25 protein-coding genes are annotated in these 21,227 nt (G+C 70.3%); 16 read left to right on the top strand and 9 right to left on the bottom strand.

What is annotated here, in order from left to right; genetic code table 11:
- Window positions 1-93 precede the first annotated feature (93 nt).
- Complete coding sequence (locus QNO11_RS10280; protein ID WP_257508369.1) at window positions 94-402, bottom strand: hypothetical protein; 309 nt, start codon at window positions 400-402, stop codon at window positions 94-96.
- On the bottom strand, window positions 399-707 hold the full coding sequence (locus tag QNO11_RS10275; protein ID WP_257508370.1) for a transposase: 309 nt from the start codon (window positions 705-707) through the stop codon (window positions 399-401). The genes QNO11_RS10280 and QNO11_RS10275 overlap by 4 nt, the downstream gene beginning before the upstream one ends.
- Before the next feature lie 111 nt (window positions 708-818).
- Here QNO11_RS10275 and QNO11_RS10270 point away from each other — a divergent pair, with 111 nt between their 5' ends.
- Window positions 819-2,180, top strand: a complete 1,362-nt coding sequence (locus QNO11_RS10270; protein ID WP_285169161.1) for a 3-phosphoshikimate 1-carboxyvinyltransferase — start codon at window positions 819-821, stop codon at window positions 2,178-2,180.
- A 366-nt stretch (window positions 2,181-2,546) separates the two neighbouring features.
- Window positions 2,547-4,067, top strand: coding sequence for an ATP-dependent DNA ligase (locus QNO11_RS10265; RefSeq protein ID WP_257508372.1), 1,521 nt, complete (start codon window positions 2,547-2,549; stop codon window positions 4,065-4,067).
- Between the two features lie 28 nt (window positions 4,068-4,095).
- On the opposite strand, the gene QNO11_RS10260 is transcribed toward QNO11_RS10265, so the two are convergent.
- Window positions 4,096-4,467 (bottom strand): VOC family protein, encoded by a 372-nt coding sequence (locus tag QNO11_RS10260; RefSeq protein WP_257508373.1) that lies wholly within the window; start codon window positions 4,465-4,467, stop codon window positions 4,096-4,098.
- Between the two features lie 172 nt (window positions 4,468-4,639).
- Between QNO11_RS10260 and QNO11_RS10255 the strand changes: the two genes are divergently transcribed.
- Both QNO11_RS10255 and QNO11_RS10250 read left to right on the top strand, forming a co-directional pair.
- Entirely contained in the window at window positions 4,640-5,014 is a 375-nt protein-coding gene (locus QNO11_RS10255) for a cupin domain-containing protein (protein WP_257508374.1), read from the top strand.
- A gap of 10 nt (window positions 5,015-5,024) precedes the next feature.
- Entirely contained in the window at window positions 5,025-5,315 is a 291-nt protein-coding gene (locus QNO11_RS10250; RefSeq protein WP_257508375.1) for a DUF4287 domain-containing protein, read from the top strand.
- Between the two features lie 208 nt (window positions 5,316-5,523).
- Here QNO11_RS10250 and QNO11_RS10245 read toward each other — a convergent pair whose 3' ends face one another.
- A complete protein-coding gene (locus tag QNO11_RS10245; protein ID WP_257508376.1) occupies window positions 5,524-6,027 on the bottom strand; it encodes a hypothetical protein in 504 nt (167 codons plus the stop codon).
- Between the two features lie 84 nt (window positions 6,028-6,111).
- Here QNO11_RS10245 and QNO11_RS10240 point away from each other — a divergent pair, with 84 nt between their 5' ends.
- From QNO11_RS10240 to QNO11_RS10200, 9 genes are all read left to right on the top strand, one after another.
- Window positions 6,112-6,543 (top strand): MarR family winged helix-turn-helix transcriptional regulator, encoded by a 432-nt coding sequence (locus QNO11_RS10240; protein ID WP_257508377.1) that lies wholly within the window; start codon window positions 6,112-6,114, stop codon window positions 6,541-6,543.
- A gap of 20 nt (window positions 6,544-6,563) precedes the next feature.
- Complete coding sequence (locus tag QNO11_RS10235) at window positions 6,564-7,022, top strand: DUF3817 domain-containing protein (protein ID WP_257508378.1); 459 nt, start codon at window positions 6,564-6,566, stop codon at window positions 7,020-7,022.
- Window positions 7,023-7,064: 42 nt separating this feature from the next.
- Window positions 7,065-7,832 (top strand): LLM class flavin-dependent oxidoreductase, encoded by a 768-nt coding sequence (locus tag QNO11_RS10230; RefSeq protein WP_257508379.1) that lies wholly within the window; start codon window positions 7,065-7,067, stop codon window positions 7,830-7,832.
- Between the two features lie 71 nt (window positions 7,833-7,903).
- Window positions 7,904-8,656, top strand: a complete 753-nt coding sequence (locus tag QNO11_RS10225; protein ID WP_257508380.1) for a DUF1684 domain-containing protein — start codon at window positions 7,904-7,906, stop codon at window positions 8,654-8,656.
- An 80-nt stretch (window positions 8,657-8,736) separates the two neighbouring features.
- Window positions 8,737-10,251: an ABC transporter substrate-binding protein gene (locus QNO11_RS10220; protein WP_257508381.1), complete on the top strand. Its 1,515-nt coding sequence runs from the start codon at window positions 8,737-8,739 to the stop codon at window positions 10,249-10,251.
- A gap of 36 nt (window positions 10,252-10,287) precedes the next feature.
- The gene (locus QNO11_RS10215) at window positions 10,288-11,232 is read left to right on the top strand and encodes an ABC transporter permease (RefSeq protein WP_374113803.1); all 945 of its coding nucleotides are present in this window, start codon (window positions 10,288-10,290) and stop codon (window positions 11,230-11,232) included.
- Window positions 11,229-12,107 (top strand): ABC transporter permease, encoded by an 879-nt coding sequence (locus QNO11_RS10210; protein WP_257508382.1) that lies wholly within the window; start codon window positions 11,229-11,231, stop codon window positions 12,105-12,107. Before QNO11_RS10215 ends, QNO11_RS10210 begins: the two co-directional genes overlap by 4 nt.
- Window positions 12,104-12,934 (top strand): ATP-binding cassette domain-containing protein, encoded by an 831-nt coding sequence (locus QNO11_RS10205; protein WP_257508383.1) that lies wholly within the window; start codon window positions 12,104-12,106, stop codon window positions 12,932-12,934. The genes QNO11_RS10210 and QNO11_RS10205 overlap by 4 nt, the downstream gene beginning before the upstream one ends.
- On the top strand, window positions 12,931-13,710 hold the full coding sequence (locus QNO11_RS10200; RefSeq protein WP_257508384.1) for an ABC transporter ATP-binding protein: 780 nt from the start codon (window positions 12,931-12,933) through the stop codon (window positions 13,708-13,710). The genes QNO11_RS10205 and QNO11_RS10200 overlap by 4 nt, the downstream gene beginning before the upstream one ends.
- Window positions 13,711-13,863: 153 nt before the next feature.
- Here QNO11_RS10200 and QNO11_RS10195 read toward each other — a convergent pair whose 3' ends face one another.
- On the bottom strand, window positions 13,864-14,970 hold the full coding sequence (locus tag QNO11_RS10195; RefSeq protein ID WP_257508385.1) for a class I SAM-dependent methyltransferase: 1,107 nt from the start codon (window positions 14,968-14,970) through the stop codon (window positions 13,864-13,866).
- Window positions 14,967-16,226, bottom strand: a complete 1,260-nt coding sequence (locus QNO11_RS10190) for a DUF4921 family protein (RefSeq protein ID WP_306817254.1) — start codon at window positions 16,224-16,226, stop codon at window positions 14,967-14,969. Before QNO11_RS10190 ends, QNO11_RS10195 begins: the two co-directional genes overlap by 4 nt.
- Window positions 16,227-16,331: 105 nt before the next feature.
- Between QNO11_RS10190 and QNO11_RS10185 the strand changes: the two genes are divergently transcribed.
- Window positions 16,332-16,757: a DoxX family protein gene (locus tag QNO11_RS10185; protein ID WP_257508387.1), complete on the top strand. Its 426-nt coding sequence runs from the start codon at window positions 16,332-16,334 to the stop codon at window positions 16,755-16,757.
- On the opposite strand, the gene QNO11_RS10180 is transcribed toward QNO11_RS10185, so the two are convergent.
- The 3 genes from QNO11_RS10180 to QNO11_RS10170 are packed head-to-tail and all read right to left on the bottom strand — an operon-like array spanning window position 16,727 to window position 19,175.
- Complete coding sequence (locus tag QNO11_RS10180) at window positions 16,727-17,593, bottom strand: NYN domain-containing protein (protein WP_257508388.1); 867 nt, start codon at window positions 17,591-17,593, stop codon at window positions 16,727-16,729. The two genes, QNO11_RS10185 and QNO11_RS10180, sit on opposite strands and share 31 nt — an antisense overlap.
- Window positions 17,594-17,595: 2 nt before the next feature.
- Complete coding sequence (locus QNO11_RS10175; RefSeq protein WP_257508389.1) at window positions 17,596-18,579, bottom strand: Gfo/Idh/MocA family protein; 984 nt, start codon at window positions 18,577-18,579, stop codon at window positions 17,596-17,598.
- Window positions 18,580-18,632: 53 nt separating this feature from the next.
- Window positions 18,633-19,175 carry a hypothetical protein gene (locus QNO11_RS10170; RefSeq protein ID WP_257508390.1) on the bottom strand — a complete coding sequence of 181 codons (543 nt, stop codon included), beginning with the start codon at window positions 19,173-19,175 and terminating at the stop codon, window positions 18,633-18,635.
- 116 nt (window positions 19,176-19,291) lie between these two features.
- Here QNO11_RS10170 and QNO11_RS10165 point away from each other — a divergent pair, with 116 nt between their 5' ends.
- Together QNO11_RS10165 and QNO11_RS10160 are read left to right on the top strand one after the other, a co-directional pair.
- On the top strand, window positions 19,292-20,311 hold the full coding sequence (locus QNO11_RS10165; protein WP_257508391.1) for a LacI family DNA-binding transcriptional regulator: 1,020 nt from the start codon (window positions 19,292-19,294) through the stop codon (window positions 20,309-20,311).
- Between the two features lie 142 nt (window positions 20,312-20,453).
- Complete coding sequence (locus QNO11_RS10160; protein WP_285169945.1) at window positions 20,454-21,188, top strand: L-ribulose-5-phosphate 4-epimerase; 735 nt, start codon at window positions 20,454-20,456, stop codon at window positions 21,186-21,188.
- Window positions 21,189-21,227: the final 39 nt, after the last annotated feature.

The raw sequence follows: 21,227 nt of genomic DNA, 5'->3' as shown, positions 1-21,227 counted from the left end.
AGACAGAGGAGGACTCAGATGGACAGGAACTGCCGTTCGATCGGGCATGCAGGGGGCACGCGCGCACCTCTCTTGTGGGTCAGGCCGTCTCAGCTAGGCGGATTTTGGGGGCAGCCCCTTCCGTTTTGCGAACGCGCTCCACCAACCGTTGGCCGACGCGATCCGCCACGCGGTGCGGTCCGCCATCGGCTGGTCGGCAACGCGGGCCTCGTCGGCGAGCAGCCGGTGCCCGAACTCCGGGTCGTCACGGTGCGCATCAAACAGCGCGTTGGCGCGATATGCCTCCACCACCTCGGAATCGGTGACAGGGCTCGCGAGCCATCGGTAATACGGCTGGCGGGAGAGCTTAAAAACCCGGCACGTCACCGCGACGGGGATCCCGTCGGCGGCGAGCTCTGTCACGAGCGGGTAGAGCCTTTTCCCGGCAGGTTCGCCTGGGAGAGATACGCCGCCGCCCGCCGCAGCACCTCGTTCTCCTGCTCCAGCAGCCGGATCCGCTTGCGAGCCTCGCGGAGCTCGGCGGACTCGATCCGTGACCGGCCGGGCTTGGCGCCCTCGTCGATATCGGCGTGACGCATCCATTTCTGCAGCGTCATCGGGTGGACACCGAAGTCTTTCGCGATCTGCTCGATCGTCGCTCCGGGCTCGCGATTGCGGGCGACACGGACCACATCGTCACGGAACTCGCTCGGGTACGGCTTGGGCACAGCAACATCCTTCCACACACACCCCTCGGGCAAGCCAGACCAGATGTCACCTATCCGTGCAGCAGTCCCGTGGTCTTTGCCAACTAGGTGGCGTCTCTTAGAGTGCACCACATGGGAAACGTACAGCTACCTCCTAGGTTCATCGCCTCTCCTGCTGAGTGGAGGGCCCCCACTGCCGCGGGGCACTTCGATGACGTGGTCGCTGTGCCGGGCTCACAGGCGCTGACCTATCTCGAGATCGCTCTTGCTGCCAGCGCAGAGGGCCCAAGCCTGCTGATGTGGCCGTTGCATTCTGACTACTTGGCGGGCGTGATCGAGACCTTGCGCGGGGTGGGCGTGGATATCCGGGAGGTCGCCGGTACTGGGCCTTTCGGCCCGGATCTGGTCGTCGAGTCCCCCGCTACGCTCGCCATCGATGCGGTGTTGAGCATCAGCCAGCCCGACCTCGTTGCCCCCATCGCTGTCGGCCTGGCCAGCCGAGCCTCGGGCAGTGTGACCGTGACAATTCCCGAGAGCAGGTCGCGCCGTCCGATGGGCGAGGTGATCACGGTTCTACGCAGCATCGGTTGCGACATCAACGACGCGGGCAGATGGACTGTGCCGCTGACCGTGCGCGGGCGCGGACACATACGGGGTGGCCACGTGGAGCTCGACGTCAACCGTTCATCCCAGCTTGTCCAAACGCTGCTGCTGGCAGCTCCGCGGTTCGACGTCGGTCTGACGCTCCGCCACGTCGGCCAACCGCTGGGAAGCCTCCCCGACATCGACATGACGATCGAAGCACTCCGCCGCCGCGGCGTGTTCGTCGACCAGCCGACACCTTCCGAGTGGATCGTTGCTGCGGGGCCGGTACGGGCCAGAACCGCGACCATTGAGCCCGATCTGTCACTTGCGGCACCGTTCGTCGCCGCCGCGATGATAGCCGGCGGTCGCGTATCCGTCCCAGGGTGGCCCGCTCATTCCGCGCAGCCAGCTGCCCAGCTCGCCGAGATTCTGGTGCTGATGGGAGCCCGCGCACGCCGACGGGGCGGAGCTTTGACTGTCACCGCTGGTGCCGAGCGCATCATCCGGCGCGCGTGCGTCGATGTGTCGGAGATCAGTGAACTCACCCCCATCCTGGCCGCCCTCGCCGCCTTCGCGGACGGGCCGTCGACTTTCACCGGACTGAAGCCCCGCACCGGGAACGAGAGCACGCACATCGACGCACTAGTGGACAATCTTCGTGCCATCGGCGGTGAGGTGGAGGTACTACCTGACGGTATCCGCGTGGTCCCCCGCCCACTGACCGGCGGGGTGTGGCGAGCCGACCATGACTACCACGTCGCCACCGCCGGAGCCCTGATCGGACTTGCTGTACCCGGCGTCACCGTCGACGACATCGGTTCGGCGACTGGAGACCTGCCGGAGTACACGAAGATGTGGGAGCACTTGGTGCGCGGTTCCCGTGGCCGATGGGCGGAGAAGAACGGCTGACCGGCATCAGGGTCAAGCCATGCTTGCCGACCGTCAGCCCTCCTGGCCCAAGACCTCGCGAGGCGGCGATCCATGCCACCGCGCGCTCGTTCCAGTCGCTCATTGAGCCAACTGAATCGAATCCGTGCCAACTAGCGTGACGCCGCACACCTTTCATCGCTTCGCGCCGAGCCCCGGTCGACCCTCCTCACGAGGTGTCGACCGGGGCTTTTCGGTGTCGCGCTCACGCGTCGCTTCAGGTGGCAGTTGTTGTCGCTTGGGGTGCGGGGAAGCGGCACGAACGGCCACCTGAGCGCGTCGGTTTTCGCATGCGCAGGTGCAGCAAGCCCCTCGATGAGCGTCGGATGCCGCTGACAGACTTGCTGCATGCTGCTCACCGACCTCGTCGACACCGCCGAAGCCGTGGCGGCCACGCGCTCCCGGCGGGCGAAGGTCGAGTCGCTCGCGGGCCTGTTGCGGCGCCTCGAGGCGGATGAACTCGCCCCGGCCCTCGGTCTGATGCTGGGCAAGCCGCGCCAGGGACGCATCGGCGTCGGGTGGCGCGGCCTGGCCTCCGCAGCGGGCGAGCCGGCGACGGAACCGACCCTCACGATCGCCGACGTCGACGCCACGCTCGACGCGCTGGCTGTGGCATCCGGTCAGGGCTCGGCCGCACGCCGCGCCTCGGTGCTCACCGGGTTGCTCGGCCGTGCGACGGCGCGGGAGCAGGACTTCCTGCGCGGCGCGCTGCTGGGGGACGTGCGCACCGGCGCACTCGAGGGCGTCGTCACCGAGGCGATCGCCGCCGCCGCGGAGCGCCCCCTCGCCACGGTGCGGCGCGCGGCGATGCTGTCGGGCGACCTCGGCGAGACGGCGCGCATCGCCCTTCACTGCAACGAGGCCGAGCTGGAAGCGACCGGCCTGGTCGTGGGGCGCGCGGTGCTGCCGATGCTCGCGAGCACCGCCGCCACGGCCGCGGAGGCGCTGGCGACAGTGGGTGAGGCATCCGTGGAGTACAAGCTCGACGGCGCGCGCATCCAGGTGCACCGCAGCGGCGACGACGTGCGCATCTTCACCCGCAACCTCGCCGACATCACCCATCGCCTGCCCGAGATCGTCGACATCGTGCGGGCGATGCCGTTGCGCGACGTGGTGCTCGACGGCGAGACCCTCGCCCTCGATGAGGACGACGCGCCGCGTCCCTTCCAGGAGACGATGTCGCGGTTCGGCGCCGAGCTCGCTCGCGAACTCGTGCTGCATCCGTGGTTCTTCGACGTCCTGCACCTCGACGGGCGGGATCTGATCGACGAGCCGCTGCGCGCGCGGCTGGATGAGCTCGCCCGCGTCGCTCCGGCGCACCGCATCCCGGGCGTGATCACATCCGACCCCGAGGTCGCCGAGCGGGTCAGCCGCGATGCTCTCGCCGCCGGGCACGAGGGGGTCGTCGTCAAGGCGATCGATTCAACCTATGCAGCCGGACGCCGCGGGGCGAGCTGGATCAAGGTCAAGCCCGTGCACACGTTCGATCTCGTCGTGCTCGCGGTCGAGGAGGGGTCGGGGCGCCGGTCCGGTCTGCTCTCGAACCTCCACCTCGGTGCGATCGATCCCGTCGGCGAGTTCGGCGAGCCGGGGGGATTCGTGATGGTCGGCAAGACCTTCAAAGGTCTCACGGATGCCACGCTGCGCTGGCAGACCGAGCACTTCCCGACGATCGCGACCCACCGCACCCCGAACACGGTGTGGGTCGAACCGGTCACGGTAGTCGAGATCGCGATCGACGGCGTGCAACGCTCGCCCCGGTACCCCGGAGGCATCGCGCTGCGTTTCGCGCGCGTCAAGGCCTACCGCGACGACAAGCGCCCCGAGGATGCCGACACGATCCAGACTTTGCGTGGCCTGCTGCGGTAGCCGGGCGGCGTCTCGCGCGCCGCCGGGGTCAGTCCCGGGGCGGCAGCTGCTGCAGCGTCCAGGTGTTCCCGTCCGGGTCGTCGAACGTCACGAATCGTCCCCACGCCTGCTCATCGACACCCCGGGCCTCGACCCCGGCAGCGCGAAGCTGGGCCAGCGCCGCGTCGGCATCCGCCACGACGACCTGGATGGAGTCCTGGCTGCCCGGTTCCATACGCGAGCCAAGCCCGGTGCCGAACGCGATCGAGCACGCCGACCCCGGCGGGGTCAGCTGCACGAACCGCAGACCCTCGTATGGAACCTGGTCGTGGTCGGCGTGGAAGCCGATCTTCACGTAGAAGTCCTTCGCGCGGTCGACGTCCGTCACCGGCACGAAGATGAGCTCGATCTTCCAGTCCATGGCGTGCCCCTCAGCCTGGGATCCCGTCGGGATCGCTGTGCCGGTCACGCTACGCGCGGATCCGGACACATGCTGTCCTGGAGAGGGCGTGGCCAGATCGGGTCTTGGGTCGTGGGACCGTGTATGCCACCCTCGGAGCAGCGACGACGCACCGGGAGGGACGATGGACGAGATGCTGAAACCGATCCCCGCCGAGGTGCTGCGGATCGGCAGCGGCCGCACCCGGCGGTTCGTCGGGCGCGAGCACGGCGCGGGCCTGTCGTACTTCTTCGTCGACAACGACCCCGGTCAGGGCCCGGAGCTGCACCGACATCCGTACACCGAGACCTGGATCGTGCTGGAGGGCGAGGCCGACGTGACGATCGGCGATCGCGTCATGCGCGCGACGGCGGGGGACACCGTGACCGCGCCGCTGTGGACCTGGCATCGCTTCGTCAACTGCGGCACGTCACGGCTGCGGATCGTCTGCATGCACGCGTCGCCGGTGATCATCCAGGAGTGGTGGGACTCCCGCGGCACGCTCGACATCCCCTCGCTGACCGACTGAAGGAGTGCACATGTCTTTCCAGGCCTACCTCGACGCCGTCGAGAAGAAGACCGGGCTCACCCCGCGCCAGCTGGTGGAGATCGCAGGGGAGAAGGGTTTCAATTCGTCGAGCCCTGCCGGTCCGATCGTGCAGTGGCTCGCCGATGACTACGGACTCGGGCGGGGGCACGCCATGGCGATGGTCCACGTCATCACGAAGGGGCCGCAGATCAGTGCGAAGCACGTCGGTAGCGGCGCCACGCACGCAGACCCGACCGACACGCTGTGGCTCGACGGAGCGGCGACCAACCCGCATCCCTGACACGGCGGATCAGAACCAGGCCGAGAAACCACCGTGGGTGGGCAGCAGCTGCCCGGTGACCCAGCGGCCCCTCGGGAGAGATGCGAGGGCGGCGGCTGCGTCGGAATTCAGGCTCACGAGCGCCGGCGGGGCCGAAATCCGCCCGAGCGGGCCGCTCAGCCTGAATTCCGACGACCGCGGGGCGCGGACCGACGGCCGAGGGCCGCGCTCAGGCGACCGCGGCGGTCTCGCGCGCGGCGCGCGTTGCCCGGCGGCGCGCGACGAGCGCGGCGATCCACTCCACGACGAGCCAGAGCCACCCGGCGATCCAGACGAACGCTGCCAGCGAGGAGACACCGGAGGACAGCTCGGATGCTGCGCGGTCACCGGCCTGTCCGGTCCACAGCATGAAGGTCGATCCTCCGGGGCCGGTGTCGCCACCGTCGACGAGGAACAGACCGACGAGCACCACGGCGATGCTCGTCGCCCAGGCGGCGATCAGTCCGCGCAGGGCGGCAGGTCGCTCCCGCAACACGGCGCGCGGCGTGAGGTACCCGTTCACGGCGGCGGCGATCTGCACGCCATAGCCGATGAGCCACAGCGGTGCAGTGATGACGAGTGCGAGCATGACCCAGCCCGCCGAACCGAGCTTGAACACCAGCGCGATCGGCGGCAGCACAATGAGGGCGGTTGCGGTCAGAACCGCGATGGCGGGGCTCAGGGGGCGAGTCATTCCTCAATCATGGCCGCTCGTCAAGCCCACTCGCTCCAGGTCGATAGCATCGGGAGTATTGGTCTATTCGAGGGAGGAATCGCGATGAACGCTGAACGCCCCCCTTTCAGTCCTGTCATCTCGCTGCTGACGGTGTCTGCCATCTGGGATGCGCGGCTGGGTGCTGCGCTGAAGTCGGTCGGACTCACGACGCGCAAGTACGGATTGCTCGCCCACGTCGGCGCAGAGCCCGGCATCTCCTTCAGTGAACTGGCCCGCCGCAGCCAGATCACGGTGCAGACCGCGCACACGGCCGTGCGCGCCCTCGCCAGTGCGGGGATGGTGACGGATGCCACGGCTCACGCCGGCGCGGCATCCGACCTGCGCGTGACGAAGAAGGGCCAGCGCGCCCTCGACAGCGCCGAGGCGCTCGTGGCGGACCTGGACGTCACCTTCACCGCGACCCTTCCGGGTCTGGCCGCCGCGCTGCAGGGACTGCACGAGCGGCCCTTCGGTGAAGCGCCGCCGGCCGCCTAACCTTCAGGTAGGCTGAAGGTATGTTCCGCACGCCACTCGCTCTCTTCCGCACTCTCGCGATCGCAGAGGCCGTGTCGTGGACACTGCTGATCGCCGGGCTGGTGCTGCGGGCCACCGCGGACCTGGACATCGCCGTGTCGATCGGGGGAGGGGTGCACGGGTTCGTCTTCCTGTCGTACGCGGTGACCGCCGTCGTCGTCGCGAAGAACAACCGCTGGTCGCCGTGGCCGGCCACGGTCGCCATCGCCGCCGCCGTGATCCCGTACGCCACCATCCCCGCCGAGATCTGGCTGCAGCGCACCGGGCGTCTGGCGGGCGCCTGGCGCCCCGACGAGACGGCCGACCCCCGCGATGGCACCTGGCACGACCGGCTGTTCCGCACGCTGCTGCGGCATCCGCTGCTGTTCGCCGTCGCGCTCGCCCTGGGCGTGGCCGTGGTCTTCACGGTGCTGCTGATCGTCGGCCCGCCCGGACGCTGAACCCACCACGCGGGCACCGCGCCCCCCAGAGAAGGAGCTGACATGCTGTCGATCGGCATCGCCGCCGCCGCAGGCCCGGGGGTCGCGGCCGAACTCGCACCCCTCCTGGAGCGCGCCGGCTTCCACGGACTGTGGGTCAACGACACCCCCGGCGCCGACGCCCTCGAGGTGCTCGCGGCCGCCGCCGCGGCATCCGAGAATCTCGTGCTCGCGACCGGCGTGCTGCCGATCGACCGGCGGCCTGCCGCGGAGATCCTGCGGGAGGTCGATCGCCTCGCCCTCCCGCAGCACCGGCTGGTGCTGGGCATCGGGTCCGGTCAGCTGAGGACGGGTGCATTGGATGCCGTGGCGGGTGCTGCCCGGATGCTGCGCGCCGGGACGCAGGCGCGGGTCGTGGTGGGCGCTCTCGGCCCGCGCATGCGCCGGCTGGGCGCGACGACGGCGGACGGGTTGCTGCTGAGCTGGCTGACACCCGCGGCCGCGGCGGAGCAGGCCCGCGCCGCGCACGCCGCCGCTCCCGACGCGCACGTCGCGCTGTACGTGCGTACGTCGCTTCATCCGGACGCGGACGGGCCACTCGCGGCGGAGACCGCCCGGTACGGCGGGTTCCCCGCCTACGCGGCGAACTTCGCGCGACTCGGATTCGCCGCCGAGCAGACGGTGATCGACAGCTCCGCCGACCTGCGCGAGGTCGTCGCGGCCTACCGCGGCGGTGTCGACGAAGTGGTGCTGCGTGCCATTGTCCCCGCCGCCGATCCGGCGGCCTACCGGGAATTCACGGAGCAGGTCGCACGCACCCTGACGCCGTGATTGCACAATCGGCGACACCGAAACAGTCGGAAACGGAATTTCTCAACCGTCACCACGTTTGGTTACCTGTCATGGTGAGCACTGAAACGATCACAACCGAGCCCGAAACCCACGCCGAATGGGTGCGCGCCCGTCGTAAGACGGTGACCGCGCCACACGGGGCGCTCTCGCTCGTGCTCACGCACTGGTCCGCTCCGGGGGAGCCGCCCGTCGATGAGGCCGTCGCCCGTGAGGGCCACCCGGCATCCGCCCTGTTCACCCGCCTGCAGCGCACCGACGTCGAGACCGGCCTGCCCCAGGAGGCGTATCGCATCTGGCGTCAGGACTCCCCGGCGAACCTGGCGTTCGAAGACATCGAGCGCTACCCCTACGACCCCGCCTGGGTGCTCGAGGGCCGCTTCGAGCTGGTCGACCAGCAGCGGGTCGTGCCCTTCGAGCACATCCGGGATGCCGGTGCCACGCGGGGCCTGCCCGTCTCGGGGGACCTCGTGTTCACCGTCGACGGCACCGAGTACCGCCTGAGCGCGTTCGACACCGTCTACGGCGGCACCGCCAGCCTGCAGCTGGTGTTCGGAGACCGCACCAACGGGGCCGAGACCTACGGTGCTGGTCGCTTCCTGGTGCTGGACCACCCCGCCTCCGGCGGCACCCTGCGCCCGGGCGACAGCATCCCGATCACGATCGACTTCAACCGCGCCACCGTGCCGCCCTGCGGGTTCTCGAACCAGATGAACTGTCCGCTGCCGCCCCTGCAGAACCGGCTGCCGTTCGCGCTGCGCGCGGGCGAGAAGCGCGTGCGCTTCGCCGACGGCTTCACCCTCTGACCTCCGCGACACCCCAACATCTTGAACACGGCGCCGTCCCGGGCCGCCGACCCGCTTTACTTCACAGCAAAGGACCCGACGTGACCTCACGCCGCCCCAATCGAATCCTCGCCGCGTCCGCCGCGGCATCCGCCGGTCTGCTCGTCCTGGCCGGCTGCGCGTCGGGCGGGTCTGCCGACTCCTCCGGCGACGACGCCACCGCCGCCGCGGAGATCGTGGTCGGCTCGCAGAACGAGCCCACCAACCTCGACCAGATCTTCGGCGGCTCGTCGGGTGTGACCGAGGTGTTCACCGGCAACGTGTACGAGGGCCTGTTCCGCATCACCGACGACGCCGAGGTCGAGCCGCTGCTGGCGAGTGAGACCGAGGTGTCCGACGACGGCCTGGTCTACACGTTCACGCTCGCCGACGCCGCGTTCCACTCCGGCGAAGAGCTCACCGCCGACGACGTGAAGTACAGCTTGGAGCGCTTCGTGGGCGAGGAGTCGATCGCCGCCCGCAAGAGCCAGCTGAGCGTCATCGACCACATCGACGTCGTCGACGACGAGACCGTCGCCGTGACGCTGAAGCAGCCGTCGATCAGCTTCACCTACAACCTCGGCTATGTGTGGATCGTCAACGAGGATGCCGGGGATCTCACCACCTCCTCCGACGGCACCGGCCCCTACGCCCTCGCCGACTACCGCAAGGGCGACTCGATCACCCTCGACGTCAACGAGGACTACTGGGGCGAGGCTCCCGCCAACGGCGGTGTGGTCTACCAGTACTACGCCGACCCGACCGCACTGAACAACGCGCTGCTGACCGGCGCCGTGGATCTGGTCACCAGCCAGTCCAACCCCGACAGCCTGGGCGAGTTCGAAGCCGCCGGGTTCGAGATCATCGAGGGCACCTCCACCACGAAGGAGCTGCTCGCGTTCAACGACCGGCTCGCGCCGTTCGACGACGCCAACGTGCGCAAGGCGATCTACTCCGCGATCGACCGCGAGAAGCTGCTCGACGCGATCTGGGACGGCCGCGGTGAGCTCATCGGCTCGATGGTGCCGCCGTCGGAGCCGTGGTACCTGGACCTCGCCGACAACAACCCCTACGACGTGCAGTTGGCAGAACAGCTGCTGGCGGATGCCGGCTACGCCGACGGGTTCACGTTCACCATTGACACCCCCGACTCCGGAGTGCACTCCACGGTGGCGGAGTTCCTCAAGTCGGAGCTGGCGAAGGTCGGCGTGACGGTGGAGATCAACATCCTCACCGATGACGAGTGGTACCAGAAGGTCTACACCGACAAGGACTTCGAGGCGACCCTGCAGGGCCACGTCAACGACCGCGACATCAACTTCTACGGCAACCCCGACTTCTACTGGGGCTACGACAACGCCGACGTGCAGAACTGGCTGGCCCAGTCGGAGGCGGCATCCTCGGTCGAAGAGCAGACCGAACTGATCGCCCAGGCGAACCAGCAGATCTCCGACGACGCCGCGAGCGTGTGGCTGTACCTCAACCCGCAGCTGCGCATCGCGGCGGAAGGGGTGACCGGCGTGCCGGAGAATGGACTGAACTCACTGTTCTACGTGTACGACATCACGAAGGCATAGCAAATCACCCGGTACCTGCTTCGACGAACAGGATTGTTGCTGCTGGCGTTCGCGCTGGCGGTGACAATCCTGTTCGTCGTGCTGCGGGTACTCGGAAATCCGGTGTTCGCGCTGATCTCGGTCGGGGCGACGGATGCCGAGATCGCCGCGGCCGCCGCGCGCCTCGGGGTGGACCGGCCGATCCACGAGCAGTACTTCGCCTACATCGGGCAGCTGCTGTCGTTCGACCTCGGCCAGTCGTTCACCAACCACCTGTCCGTCGGTGACGAGATCCTGCGGCGGCTGAACGTGACCCTGCCGCTGACGCTGCTGGCGTTCACGCTGTCGGTGCTGATCGCGGTGCCGGTCGGCTTCTTCGCCGCGTGGAAGTCGCGCACCTGGTACGGCACCGCGTTCTCCGCCGCGTCGCAGCTGGGCGGGGCCGTGCCGGTGTTCTGGGTCGGCATCCTGCTCGTGGCGGTGCTGTCGCTGGGCTGGCGCATCTTCCCCGCCGGCGGCTTCCCCCGCACCGACTGGGAGGACCCCGGGGCGGCGCTGTATTCGCTGACCCTGCCGGTGCTGACCATCGCGCTGGTCGCCGGCAGTGACCTGGCCCGCTACGTCCGCAGCGCCACGCTGGACATCCTCGGACAGCAGTACCTGCGCGCCGCGCGTGCCGCCGGCCAGAGCTTCGCCACCGCGCTGTTGCGCCACGGGGTGCGCAACGGCGTCGTGCCGCTGATCTCCATTCTCGCGATCCAGCTGTCCACGACCTTCGTCGGGGCGGTCATCATCGAGCGCGTGTTCGCGTTGCCGGGGCTGGGGGACATGCTGCTGGTGGGGATCAAGGAGCAGGATTTCCCGAGCGTGCAGGGCGTGCTGCTGTTCTCCACCGCCCTCGTGCTGGTGCTGGGGTTCATCGCCGACGTGCTCCAGCGCATCATCGACCCGCGGCTCCGGGACTCCATCTCCGGCAACCGGCGAACCAAGGCCGTGGCATGACCGCGACGACCCTGCCCGAAGCGGCGACGCCGGCATCCGTCGTCCCGGCCGCCCGTCGCCGCGTGCGCCGGTCGGTCAACCTCGCCGTCGGCGCCGCGCTGTTCGGCCTGATCGCCGTGATCGGCCTCGTCTCGGTGTTCTGGACGCCGTTCGCGTACGACGACACCACCGGCGACCGGCTGCAGCCGCCGTCGCTGGAGCACTGGGCCGGCACCGACCGCCTCGGCCGGGACCTGTTCACGCAGCTGATGATCGGGGCGCGTCTGGCCCTCGCGGTGGGGTTCGGTTCGGTCGCGATCGCCGCGATCGTGGGGATCACGCTGGGACTCGCCGCCGCGATCGCCCGGCGCTGGGTGGACGATGCCATCTCGAGCCTGCTCGACATCGCGATCGCCTTCCCGACGCTGCTGCTGGCGATGCTCATCGTGGCCTGGCGGGGCGCGTCGCTGGAGTCGGCGATCCTCGCGATCGGGCTGGCGGGCGCGGCGATCATCGCCCGGCTGACCCGCATCACCGCCACCCGGGTGCTGGCGATGGACTACGTCACCGCGGCGCGCACGTCCGGCACCGGGGTGTTCGGCATCATCCGCCTGCACGTGCTGCGCAACGTCTGGCCCACGCTCATCGTGCCGCTCGCGCTGCAGTTCGGCGGCGCCGTGGGTGCCGAGGCGTCACTGTCGTACCTCGGGCTCGGGTCGCCGCCGCCCAACGCGTCGTGGGGGCGGATGCTGCAGGAAGCGCAGAGCACGGTGCTGGTCGCCCCGACCGCCGCGATCCTCCCCGGCATCCTGCTGGTCGCCCTCATCATCGGGGTGAACCTGCTCGCCGACGGCCTGCGGGACGTCGCCGACCCGACCTCCCGGAGCATCCGATGAGCGCCCTGCTGAGCGTCGCGGGCCTCGGCGTGCGCATCGACGGGCCGGACCCGGTCGATCTCGTACACGCCGTGGACGTCGCGCTGCAACCGGGGGAGCGCCTCGGGATCATCGGCGAGTCGGGCTCGGGCAAGTCGCTCACGGCCCTGGCGGTGCTGGGGCTGCTCGGGCACCCGCTGGTCGCGCGCGGCTCGGTGCGCGTTGCTACCGCCGGCGGCGAGGTGGAGGTGATCGGCACCCCGTCGCGCCGGCTGGACAAGGTGCGCGGGGCGACGATGAGCGCGGTGTTCCAGGAGCCGCTGTCGTCGCTGGATCCGCTGATGCGGGTAGGCAAGCAGGTGGCGTGGCCGCTGGCCCACCATGGCGGGCTGCGCGGCGAGGCGCTGCGCCGCGGCGTGCTCGACGCCCTCGCCGACGTGCAGCTGAGCGACCCCGAGCGCATCGCGCGGTCGTACATCCATGAGATCTCCGGCGGGCAGCGGCAGCGCGTCGCGATCGCGCTGGCCCTGGCGGCGGGCCCTCAGCTGCTCATCGCCGACGAGCCGACCACCGCGCTGGATGTCACGGTGCAGGCCGGCATCCTGGACCTGCTGCAGCGCGAAGTCACCGAACGGGGCATGGCGCTGATCTTCATCAGCCACGACCTGCCCGTCGTCTCGGGCATCGCCGACCGCGTGCTGGTGATGCGCGGCGGCCGGCAGGTGGAGCTGGGGGAGACGACGCAGATCCTCGGCGCGCCGGCCGACCCCTACACGGCAAAGCTCGTCGCGGCATCCCGCCGGCTCGACGACTTCCTGCCGCGCGCGAGCGAAGGACTGGGCGCATGACGGATGCCGCGCAGACGCCGCTCCTCGCGGCGGAGAACGTGACCTTCGCGTACGGGCGCGATGCCCCCGTGCTGCGCGAGGTGTCGGTGGCGCTCGCGCCGGGGGAGAGCCTCGGCCTCGTGGGCGAATCCGGTGCGGGCAAGACGTCGCTGCTGCGGCTGCTGCTGGGGCTCGCGGCGCCGACGGGCGGGCGCGTGCTGTTCGACGGGCGGCCGCTGCAGCTGCGGTCCGCGGCGACGATGCGGGACTTCCGCCGCGCGGTGCAGCCGGTGTACCAGGACCCGTTCTCGTCGCTGGATCCCCGCATGACGGTGGGAGAGTCGATCGCCGAACCGTTGCGGTCGCTGCGTCTTGCCGGCGACCGGGAGTCGCGTGACGCGCGGGTGGCGGAGCTGCTGGCCGCGGTGGATCTGCCGGTGGATGCCGCCGAGCGCTACCCCGAGGCCTTCTCGGGAGGCCAGCGGCAGCGCATCGCGATCGCACGCGCCTTGGCGCCGCGGCCCCGGCTGATCCTCGCCGACGAGCCGGTGAGCGCGCTGGACACCTCGGTGCGCATGCACGTGATCGAACTGTTCCAGCGCCTGGCGCGCGAGCAGGGGATCGGGATGCTGCTGGTCTCCCACGACCTGACGATCGTGTCGGCGCTGTGCCAGCGGATGGCGGTGCTGGAATCCGGCCGGATCGTCGAGGAGGGGCCGACCCAGCGCCTGCTCACCGCACCCGAGCATCCGTACACCCGCCGCCTGCTGGCATCCGTCCCGCGCCTGCCGGTCTGAGCCCGGGTGGCCGCGTGCCGGTTCTTCGGAGATCGGCGGGTTTTCGGAGCAGATCGGGGTTGTGGCTCCGAAGTTGTGGCGTTCTCCGAAGTTGTGGCGCGGGCGAGCGGGCGTCGCGCGGGCGGGCGGGGCGGATGCCGGGACGCGCGCGGGTCAGCGGCGGGTGGAGACCGTCACGGTGAACTTCGCGTCGCGGGCGACCTGCCGGGTGGGTCCGACGAGACGCTCGAGCGCGGGGCGGTACCGCAGCGGCGAGTTCCACACGCACCACAGCTCACCGCCGGGGCGCAGCGCCCGTGCGGCATCGGCGAACAGCCGCGGGGCCAGGGCATCGGTGACGGCCGCGCCGCTGTGGAACGGCGGGTTGAGCGCGACGAACGCCGCCGACCCGTCGGGCAGCGCCGACAGCGCGTCGTCGCGGACCACCCTCACCCGCTCCCTCACGCCGTTGGCATCCGCCGTCGCCTGCGCTGAGGCCACGGCGGCCGCCGACGCGTCGGACGCGTACACCTGCAGGGACGGATGCCGCATCGCCAGCGTCACCGCAATGACCCCGGTGCCGCAGGCCAGGTCCACCACGAGCCCTCCGGAGGGAAGCACCTGCGGCAGGTGTGCCAGCAGCAGCCGCGTGCCGATGTCGATGCGGGCGCCGGCGAACGCGCCGCCGTAGGCGCAGACCACGAGTCCGTCGTGCCGCTCGCGGGCGGGCACCGGGTCCGCGCCGTCATGCGGTCCGCGTGCCACCAGCACCCGCGCCTTCTGCCGTGCGTGGGTGATATCCACCCGGGTGAAGTACTCCCGCAGCACGTCGTTCATCGCCAGCGACATGTGCTTGATGCGGCCGCCGGCGAACACCACGACGTCGGGGTGCGCGTGCGCCGCGACCAGTCCGGCGGTATCGCGCAGTGCCGCGAGCGACCGCGGCAGCCGCAGCAGCACCACGCGCGCGTCCTGCACCAACTCGGCCTCCAGCGGCAGCGACCGCACCCGGTCGGCGAGTCCGAACGTGGCGGCGTTGGCCGCGAGGGCCTGCTCCCCGGTCACGGCATCCTGGTGAACGCGGATGCCGGTCGCGCCCGCGTCGGCTGCACCCAGCGCCAGCGCGCCGTACGCGTCACCGATGACGACGAGCTCACCGTCGCCGGCCGCAGCCCGCGCAGCGGCGGATTCGTCCAGCAGCAGCCGGTCGGCGGCGTCGACGGCCCCCAAACCGGCATCCTCGACGTCCGGCCAACGCCGCAGCGAATCGAGGTCGATCATGCGTCCTCGGCGTAGTGCAGGCGGCTGTCCGCGGGGGTGCATTCGTCACCGATGCGGATGCCGTCGGCGATGCGGCCCGCGTCGCGCAACTGCTGCAGCTGCGCGACGGTGCGTCGGCGCAGCTCCCACGGGTCGATCGTGTTGACGTAGATCTTGGTGCCGCCCTCGAACCCGGCCGGGTTGGAGGTGCGCCATTTCAGCACGACCCGCCACGGCATGGGCCACGGCGCCCCCGGCGGCCGGTAGTGCCACTCCTCATTGGTCGGCACGTGCGGCCCGGTCGCGGCGTGCAGCGCGTGCACCAGGTCGGACATCGCCCGCACCTCGGCGCCCGTGTGCTCGTGGGGGAGGTTCGCGGGGGAGGTGGAGTACACCTCGAACGCCGGGTACCGGTGCCCGACGCCGGCGAACGCCACGGCACCGTCGGTCGCGGCCACGACGAGCCCTTCCTGCACCGACATGTCGGCGATCGCGTGCTGGTACAGGCCGTGATCGGCCGACAGCATCCGCAGCTCGTGGTCCAGCTGCGGGCCGGGTTCGTCGATCGCGACCAGCTGCTTGTGCAGATGCTCGAACGAGGCGCCGGCGGCGCGAAGCCAGTTCTGGAAGACGGCGACGTACGCGGCGTTCGGCTGGGCCCGGAGGATCTCCTGCAGCGACTGCACCGTGAAGGCGATGTAGACGGCGTGCTCGTCGGGTGTGAGCAGCCCCGAGGATGCCAGTTCGTCGTCGGTCCGCGCGCCGTCGGTGACGTGACGGCGCGCCACGATGACGTCGTGCGACCCGCCGACCAGATCCAGCGCCGCCTCTTCCAGGCTCTGCGGCGTGCCAGAGGCCCGCGCGCGGATCGCCGCGAGGTACTCCAGATGCTGCCGTCCGACGGGGTCGGCCAGGTAGTCCTGCGCCCACTGCACGACCTGCGTGGGCTGGCGGAACCCGTGGTTCTCGCGCCAGTACTCGGCCGAGACGATCTCGAACAGGTTGCCGAAGCGGCGGAACTCCGCGACGGTGTCGGACAGCTCCCGGGCCGGGATGCGCCGCAGCTGCTGGAAGTCGGGCCAGACCAGGCGCACCTTCTCGGGCGTGGTCTCCAGGTACCGGTCCTCGCAGAACGCGCACAGTCGTCGTTCCTGGCCGGGGGCCAGTTCCACGACGTCCTCACGCGGGGTGAACAGGGGCCGCCCGGCGCGGCCGGGGACGGTCCACACGCGAGTACCGGTCAGCGGACCGACCTGTTTGACCGTGCCGTCCGGCATCCGCTGCAGGGGAGGGCGTTGCCTGGCATCGCTCACGCCATCAGCCTAACCTCGTGCCCTGTCAACCCGTCGACGCCCCCGCCGGGGTGGAGTTGACTGCCCCCCATGAAAACCGTCGCGCGCTGGCTGCTGGCCGCCTTCATGCTCTTCGCCGGCCTGAGCCACCTGTTCTGGGCCCGCCGGGAGTTCCAGGCCCAGGTGCCCGACTGGATCACCGAGACGGTCCCCATCGACAAGGACGGCGTGGTCGTGGCATCCGGGGTCGTCGAAGCCGCGTTCGGGGCGGCGCTCATCGCGCTGCCCGAGGAACGGCGCCGCATCGGCGCCGCCCTCGCGGCGTTCTTCGTCGCCGTCTTCCCCGGCAACATCGCCCAGTACACCCAGCACCGTGACGGCTTCGGGCTCGACACCGACCAGAAGCGCCTCGTGCGGCTGTTCTTCCAGCCGTTGCTGGTCGCCTGGGCGCTGTGGTCGACGTCCCCCGCTTGCCCGGGGTCGCGTCAGCGCGCGTCGGGGTGGAAGCGCACCTGACGGGTGTTGCCCTCTTCGCGCAGTTCGACCACGGCCGGGTACTCGCGCAGGAAGTCGGTGAACGACTTGTGGCCGAGCTCCTTCTCGCTGAACGACGGGTCCATGCGCCGCATGAGGTCCTTGACCGCCGACGCGTTGACCCACTCGTCGTCGGTGCGCACGCCCTCCAGGCGCAGCGCACGTTCGAGCAGCTCGGTCGCCGGGTCCACCACGCGCTTGCGCGCGCGGGACCGTGCCGGCGTGGAGTCCTTCTTCTCCGTCGGGTCCGGGCGGGAGACGCCCGGGAGCGAGTCGTAGGAGTCGAACTGGTCGCATGCGGCAGCGAGGGACTTCGCGGTGGATCCGGCCACGCCCACACCCACCACGACCCGGCCGAGGCGCTTGCAGCGCTGCGCGAGCGGCACGTAGTCGCTGTCGCCGCCGACGATGACCACGTGGGTCAGGTCGGGCAGGCGGAACATGTCCTCCACGACGTCCACTGCGAGGCGGATGTCGGCGCCGTTCTTCGCATACGCGGCGGCGGGGAACAGCTGCACGAGATCGACGGCGCGGGCGACCAGCTGGGCGCGGTACTCGGCGTTGACCGGCATCGACCAGTCGGCGTAGGCGCGGGTGAGAACGAGCGTGCCGAAGGATGCCGCATAGTCGATGATCGCGCCGACGTCGATGGTCGCCGCGGCGAGGCGCCCGGCCACTTCGGGCTCGGAGGCGTCGGCGGCGATCTTCTGGCGGTCCCGGGAGTACGCGTTGCGGCCGTGCACCCGGTCGTACCAGCTCATGACGATGTTGTCGAAGTCGAGATAGACCGCGACGCGTGCCGGCTGAGGGTCGGCCATGCTCATGCCTCCTGGGGGTAGTGCACGCCGATCTGCGCGCGGATGTCGTCGAGGGTGCCCATGATCGCGACGCTCTCGTCGAGGGGCAGTTCGTCGCTGTCGACTCGGCCGGCGGCGATGAGGCGTTCGGCTGCAAGCGCCTGGTACTGCATCCCGCGCCCGTCGACCTCGGAGGTGTACTCCTCGAGCACGGTGCCGTCGGGGGCGGTCAGGCGGAAGGTGGTGGGGGCGTACCAGGTGCGGTCGATGTCGATGCGCGCCTCGGTGCCGACCACGTGGGCGGTGTTGGGCCCCGCGCCGCGCGAGGACGACACGGTGGTCGAGACGGCGCCGGTGCCGTGGGTCATGACCGTGGCGACCTCGGCATCCGCCCCGGTGTCGATCAGGCGCGCGACCGCGCGCACCGACGTCGGGGCGCCCAGGACGTCCCAGGCGAACGAGATCGGATAGATCCCCAGATCCAGCAGCGCGCCGCCGCCCAGTTCGATGGCGTTGAGCCGGTGCGTCGGGTCGGTGGAGATCTTCTGCGTGTGGTCGGCGAAGACGGTGCGCACCTCGCCCAGTGCGCCGCCGGCGATGAGCTCGCGGATGCGCACCATGTGCGGCAGGTAGCGCGTCCACATCGCCTCCATCGCCAGCAGGCCGGTGCGGCGGGCGACGTCGCGCACGGCAGCGGCCTCGGCGGCGGTGAGGGTGAACGGCTTCTCGACGAGCACGTGCTTGCCCGCTTCGAGCATCGCGATGGCGTTGTCGGCGTGGGCCGGGTGCGGGGTCGCGATGTAGACGATGTCCACGTCGGGGTCGGCGGCGAGCTCCTCGTACGACCCGTGCGCGCGAGGGATCGCGAACTCGTCGGCGAAGCGCTGCGCCGACGCAGCGGTGCGCGAGCCGACGGCGGCGACGGTCAAACCCGCGGTGCGCAGGTCACTTGTGAAAGCGTGGGCGATGCCGCCCGTGGCGAGGATCCCCCAGCGAAGTCCGGTCATCCTTCGAGCGTACCCGGCGCGGCCCCGCAGCCAGGCTCGACGCGTGGCATCTCTCACGTGTTGCGTCCCGGCGTGCGGGGCGGCACCTCCGAGACGGCCAGCAGGAACGCGGCGATCTGGATGCCGGTGCCTTCGAGCACGGGGCCGCGGCCGAACTCCCACCCGTCGTCGGTGGCTCGCACGGTGTGACCGGCGACGACCGCGCGGCGCGGGAGCGGCGCTGTCGTTGCGGCGTAGAGCGCGACAGCGCCGGTGACCTGCGGCGGCACATGTGGCGCGCTGCCGGTGCGGCCGGTGAGCAGCAGGTAGGCGCGGACGGTGTGCGCCAGTGAGCGGATGCCGCGGCGGCGGCCGTCGCGTACCCGCGCGGCGAGGGCGAGAAGGCCCGGTTCGTCGGGTGTGGCATCCTCGCGCAGCCTCGCCTCGGTGAGGAAGTCACGGGCGAGGGTGGACGCCTGCTGCGGCGGTGCGGCGGCGATCACGCCCGCCGCCGCGACGATGACGTCGGCGGTCTGGGCGCGGCGGTCGCTGGTGACGGCCGACTCGTCACCGGGCTTGCGCTGGCTCAGCGGCAGGAAGCGTCCGAGATCCGACATGCCGGAAGTTTAGGCCGGGGGTGTGTCGTGCCCACGTGCGAATGCTCGCGTCGCGCGGGGTGAGCCCCCATAATGGGACGGATTGATGTGAACGTGCACATGCGAGGCGGGCGGGGATGACCGACGAGGCGAGCGGCAGACGCCCCAGCATCCGTGACGTCGCCCGGCTGTCGGGTGTCTCGCACCAGACCGTGTCCCGCGTGCTCAATCACCACCCCAGCATCCGGCCCGAGACCCGCGATCGCGTGCTGTCGGTCATGGCCGATCTGCAGTTCAGCCCGAACCGGGCCGCGCGGGCCCTGGTGACCAGCCGTTCACAGACGATCGGCATCCTCGCCGCCACCAGTTCGCAGTACGGTCCTGCCTCGTCCATCGCCGCGATCGAGTCGGCCGCCCGCGCGCGGGGCTACTGGGTGTCCACGGCCAACGTCGAGGCATCCGACCCGCTGTCGATCCCGGCGGGGCTGTCGCACCTGATGGCCCAGTCCATCGAGGGGCTCGTCGTCATCGCCCCGCAGGTGCGGGTGATCCGGGCGCTGGCCGCACAGCGCATTGACATCCCCTACGTCACGCTGCAGTCGACTGATCTCGACCCGGGGCACACCCTCTCGGTCGACCAGATCGGCGGTGCCCGACTGGCCACCCGGCATCTCATCGAGCTGGGGCACCGTGACATCTACCACCTCGCCGGTCCGCAGGACTGGATCGAGGCCGAAGCGCGCATGCGCGGGTTCCTCGAGGAGATGAGCGACGCCGACATCCCCACGACCGCGCCGATCCTGGGCGACTGGAGCGCCGAATTCGGCTACTACGCCGGCCGAGAGCTGCTGCGGGTGCGCGATTTCACCGCGATCTTCTCCTCCAACGATCAGATGGCGCTCGGGCTCATCCACGCCATCCGCGACGAGGGTCTCGACGTCCCGCGCGACATCAGCATCGTGGGATTCGACGATATTCCGGAATCGGCACATTTCTGGCCGCCGTTGACCACGGTGCGACAGGACTTCGCCGAACTCGGCCGCCGCTGCGTGGATCTGCTGCTGGGCGCGAGCGCGGGGTCGGTGCAGACCGCGGACGCCGCGCTGGTGCCCGAACTCGTCGTGCGTGCGTCTGCTATGGCGCGCGCTCGCGTCTGACGCGGTGTTACCAAGCCGAGACCCGCGACTGCTTGACAGGCACCGGCGCGGCATCGCTATAGTCGTCCCAATGTGAACGGTCACATTGGCCGTCGCGATCAACATCGGACACCGTTGAACCGGCGAGGGAGCCCCCGTGGCAATTGGCAGTGACGCCGAGCGCAAGCAGCGCTACGTCACCGGCGTCAAGACCGAGGTCGCCGTCGCGCGGGTGCGGGCGGAGGTCGCGGCGTTGCACGCCGAGTTGGTGCGGTACGGGCTGGTGGTGTGGACGGGTGGGAATGTGTCGGGGCGGGTGCCGGGGGCGGATCTGTTCGTGATCAAGCCGTCGGGGGTGTCGTATGACGAGCTGGGTCCGGAGAACATGATCCTGTGCGACCTGGACGGCGCCGTGGTTGCGGGGACGCCGGGCAGTGACCGGTCACCGTCATCGGATACCGCGGCGCATGCGTTCGTGTACCGGAACATGCCGGCGGTGGGTGGGGTGGTGCACACGCATTCGCCGTATGCCACGGCGTGGGCCGCGCGCGGTGAGGCGATTCCGTGTGTCATCACGGCGATGGCGGATGAGTTCGGTGGGGAGGTGCCGGTGGGTCCGTTCGCGATCATCGGGGATGATTCCATCGGCCGGGGCATCGTGGACACCCTCACCGGGCACCGGTCGCGGGCGGTGCTGATGCAGGGTCACGGCCCGTTCACGATCGGGGCGACGGCGCGGGATGCGGTCAAGGCCGCGGTGATGGTGGAAGACGTCGCCCGCACCGTGCATCTGGCCCGGCAGGGCGGGCAACTTTCCCCGATCCCGCAGGATGCGATCGACCGGCTCTACGACCGGTACCAGAACGTGTACGGCCAGACCACCGACGACCGTCGGTAGCCCTACCGGGCAAACGGTCAACAACGAAACACCAAGACA

The organism is Microbacterium sp. zg-B96 (genome assembly GCF_030246865.1).
Taxonomy (GTDB): Bacteria; Actinomycetota; Actinomycetes; order Actinomycetales; family Microbacteriaceae; genus Microbacterium.
Note: the sequence above shows the minus strand (reverse complement) of the source record. Positions and strands in the feature narration are given on the sequence as shown.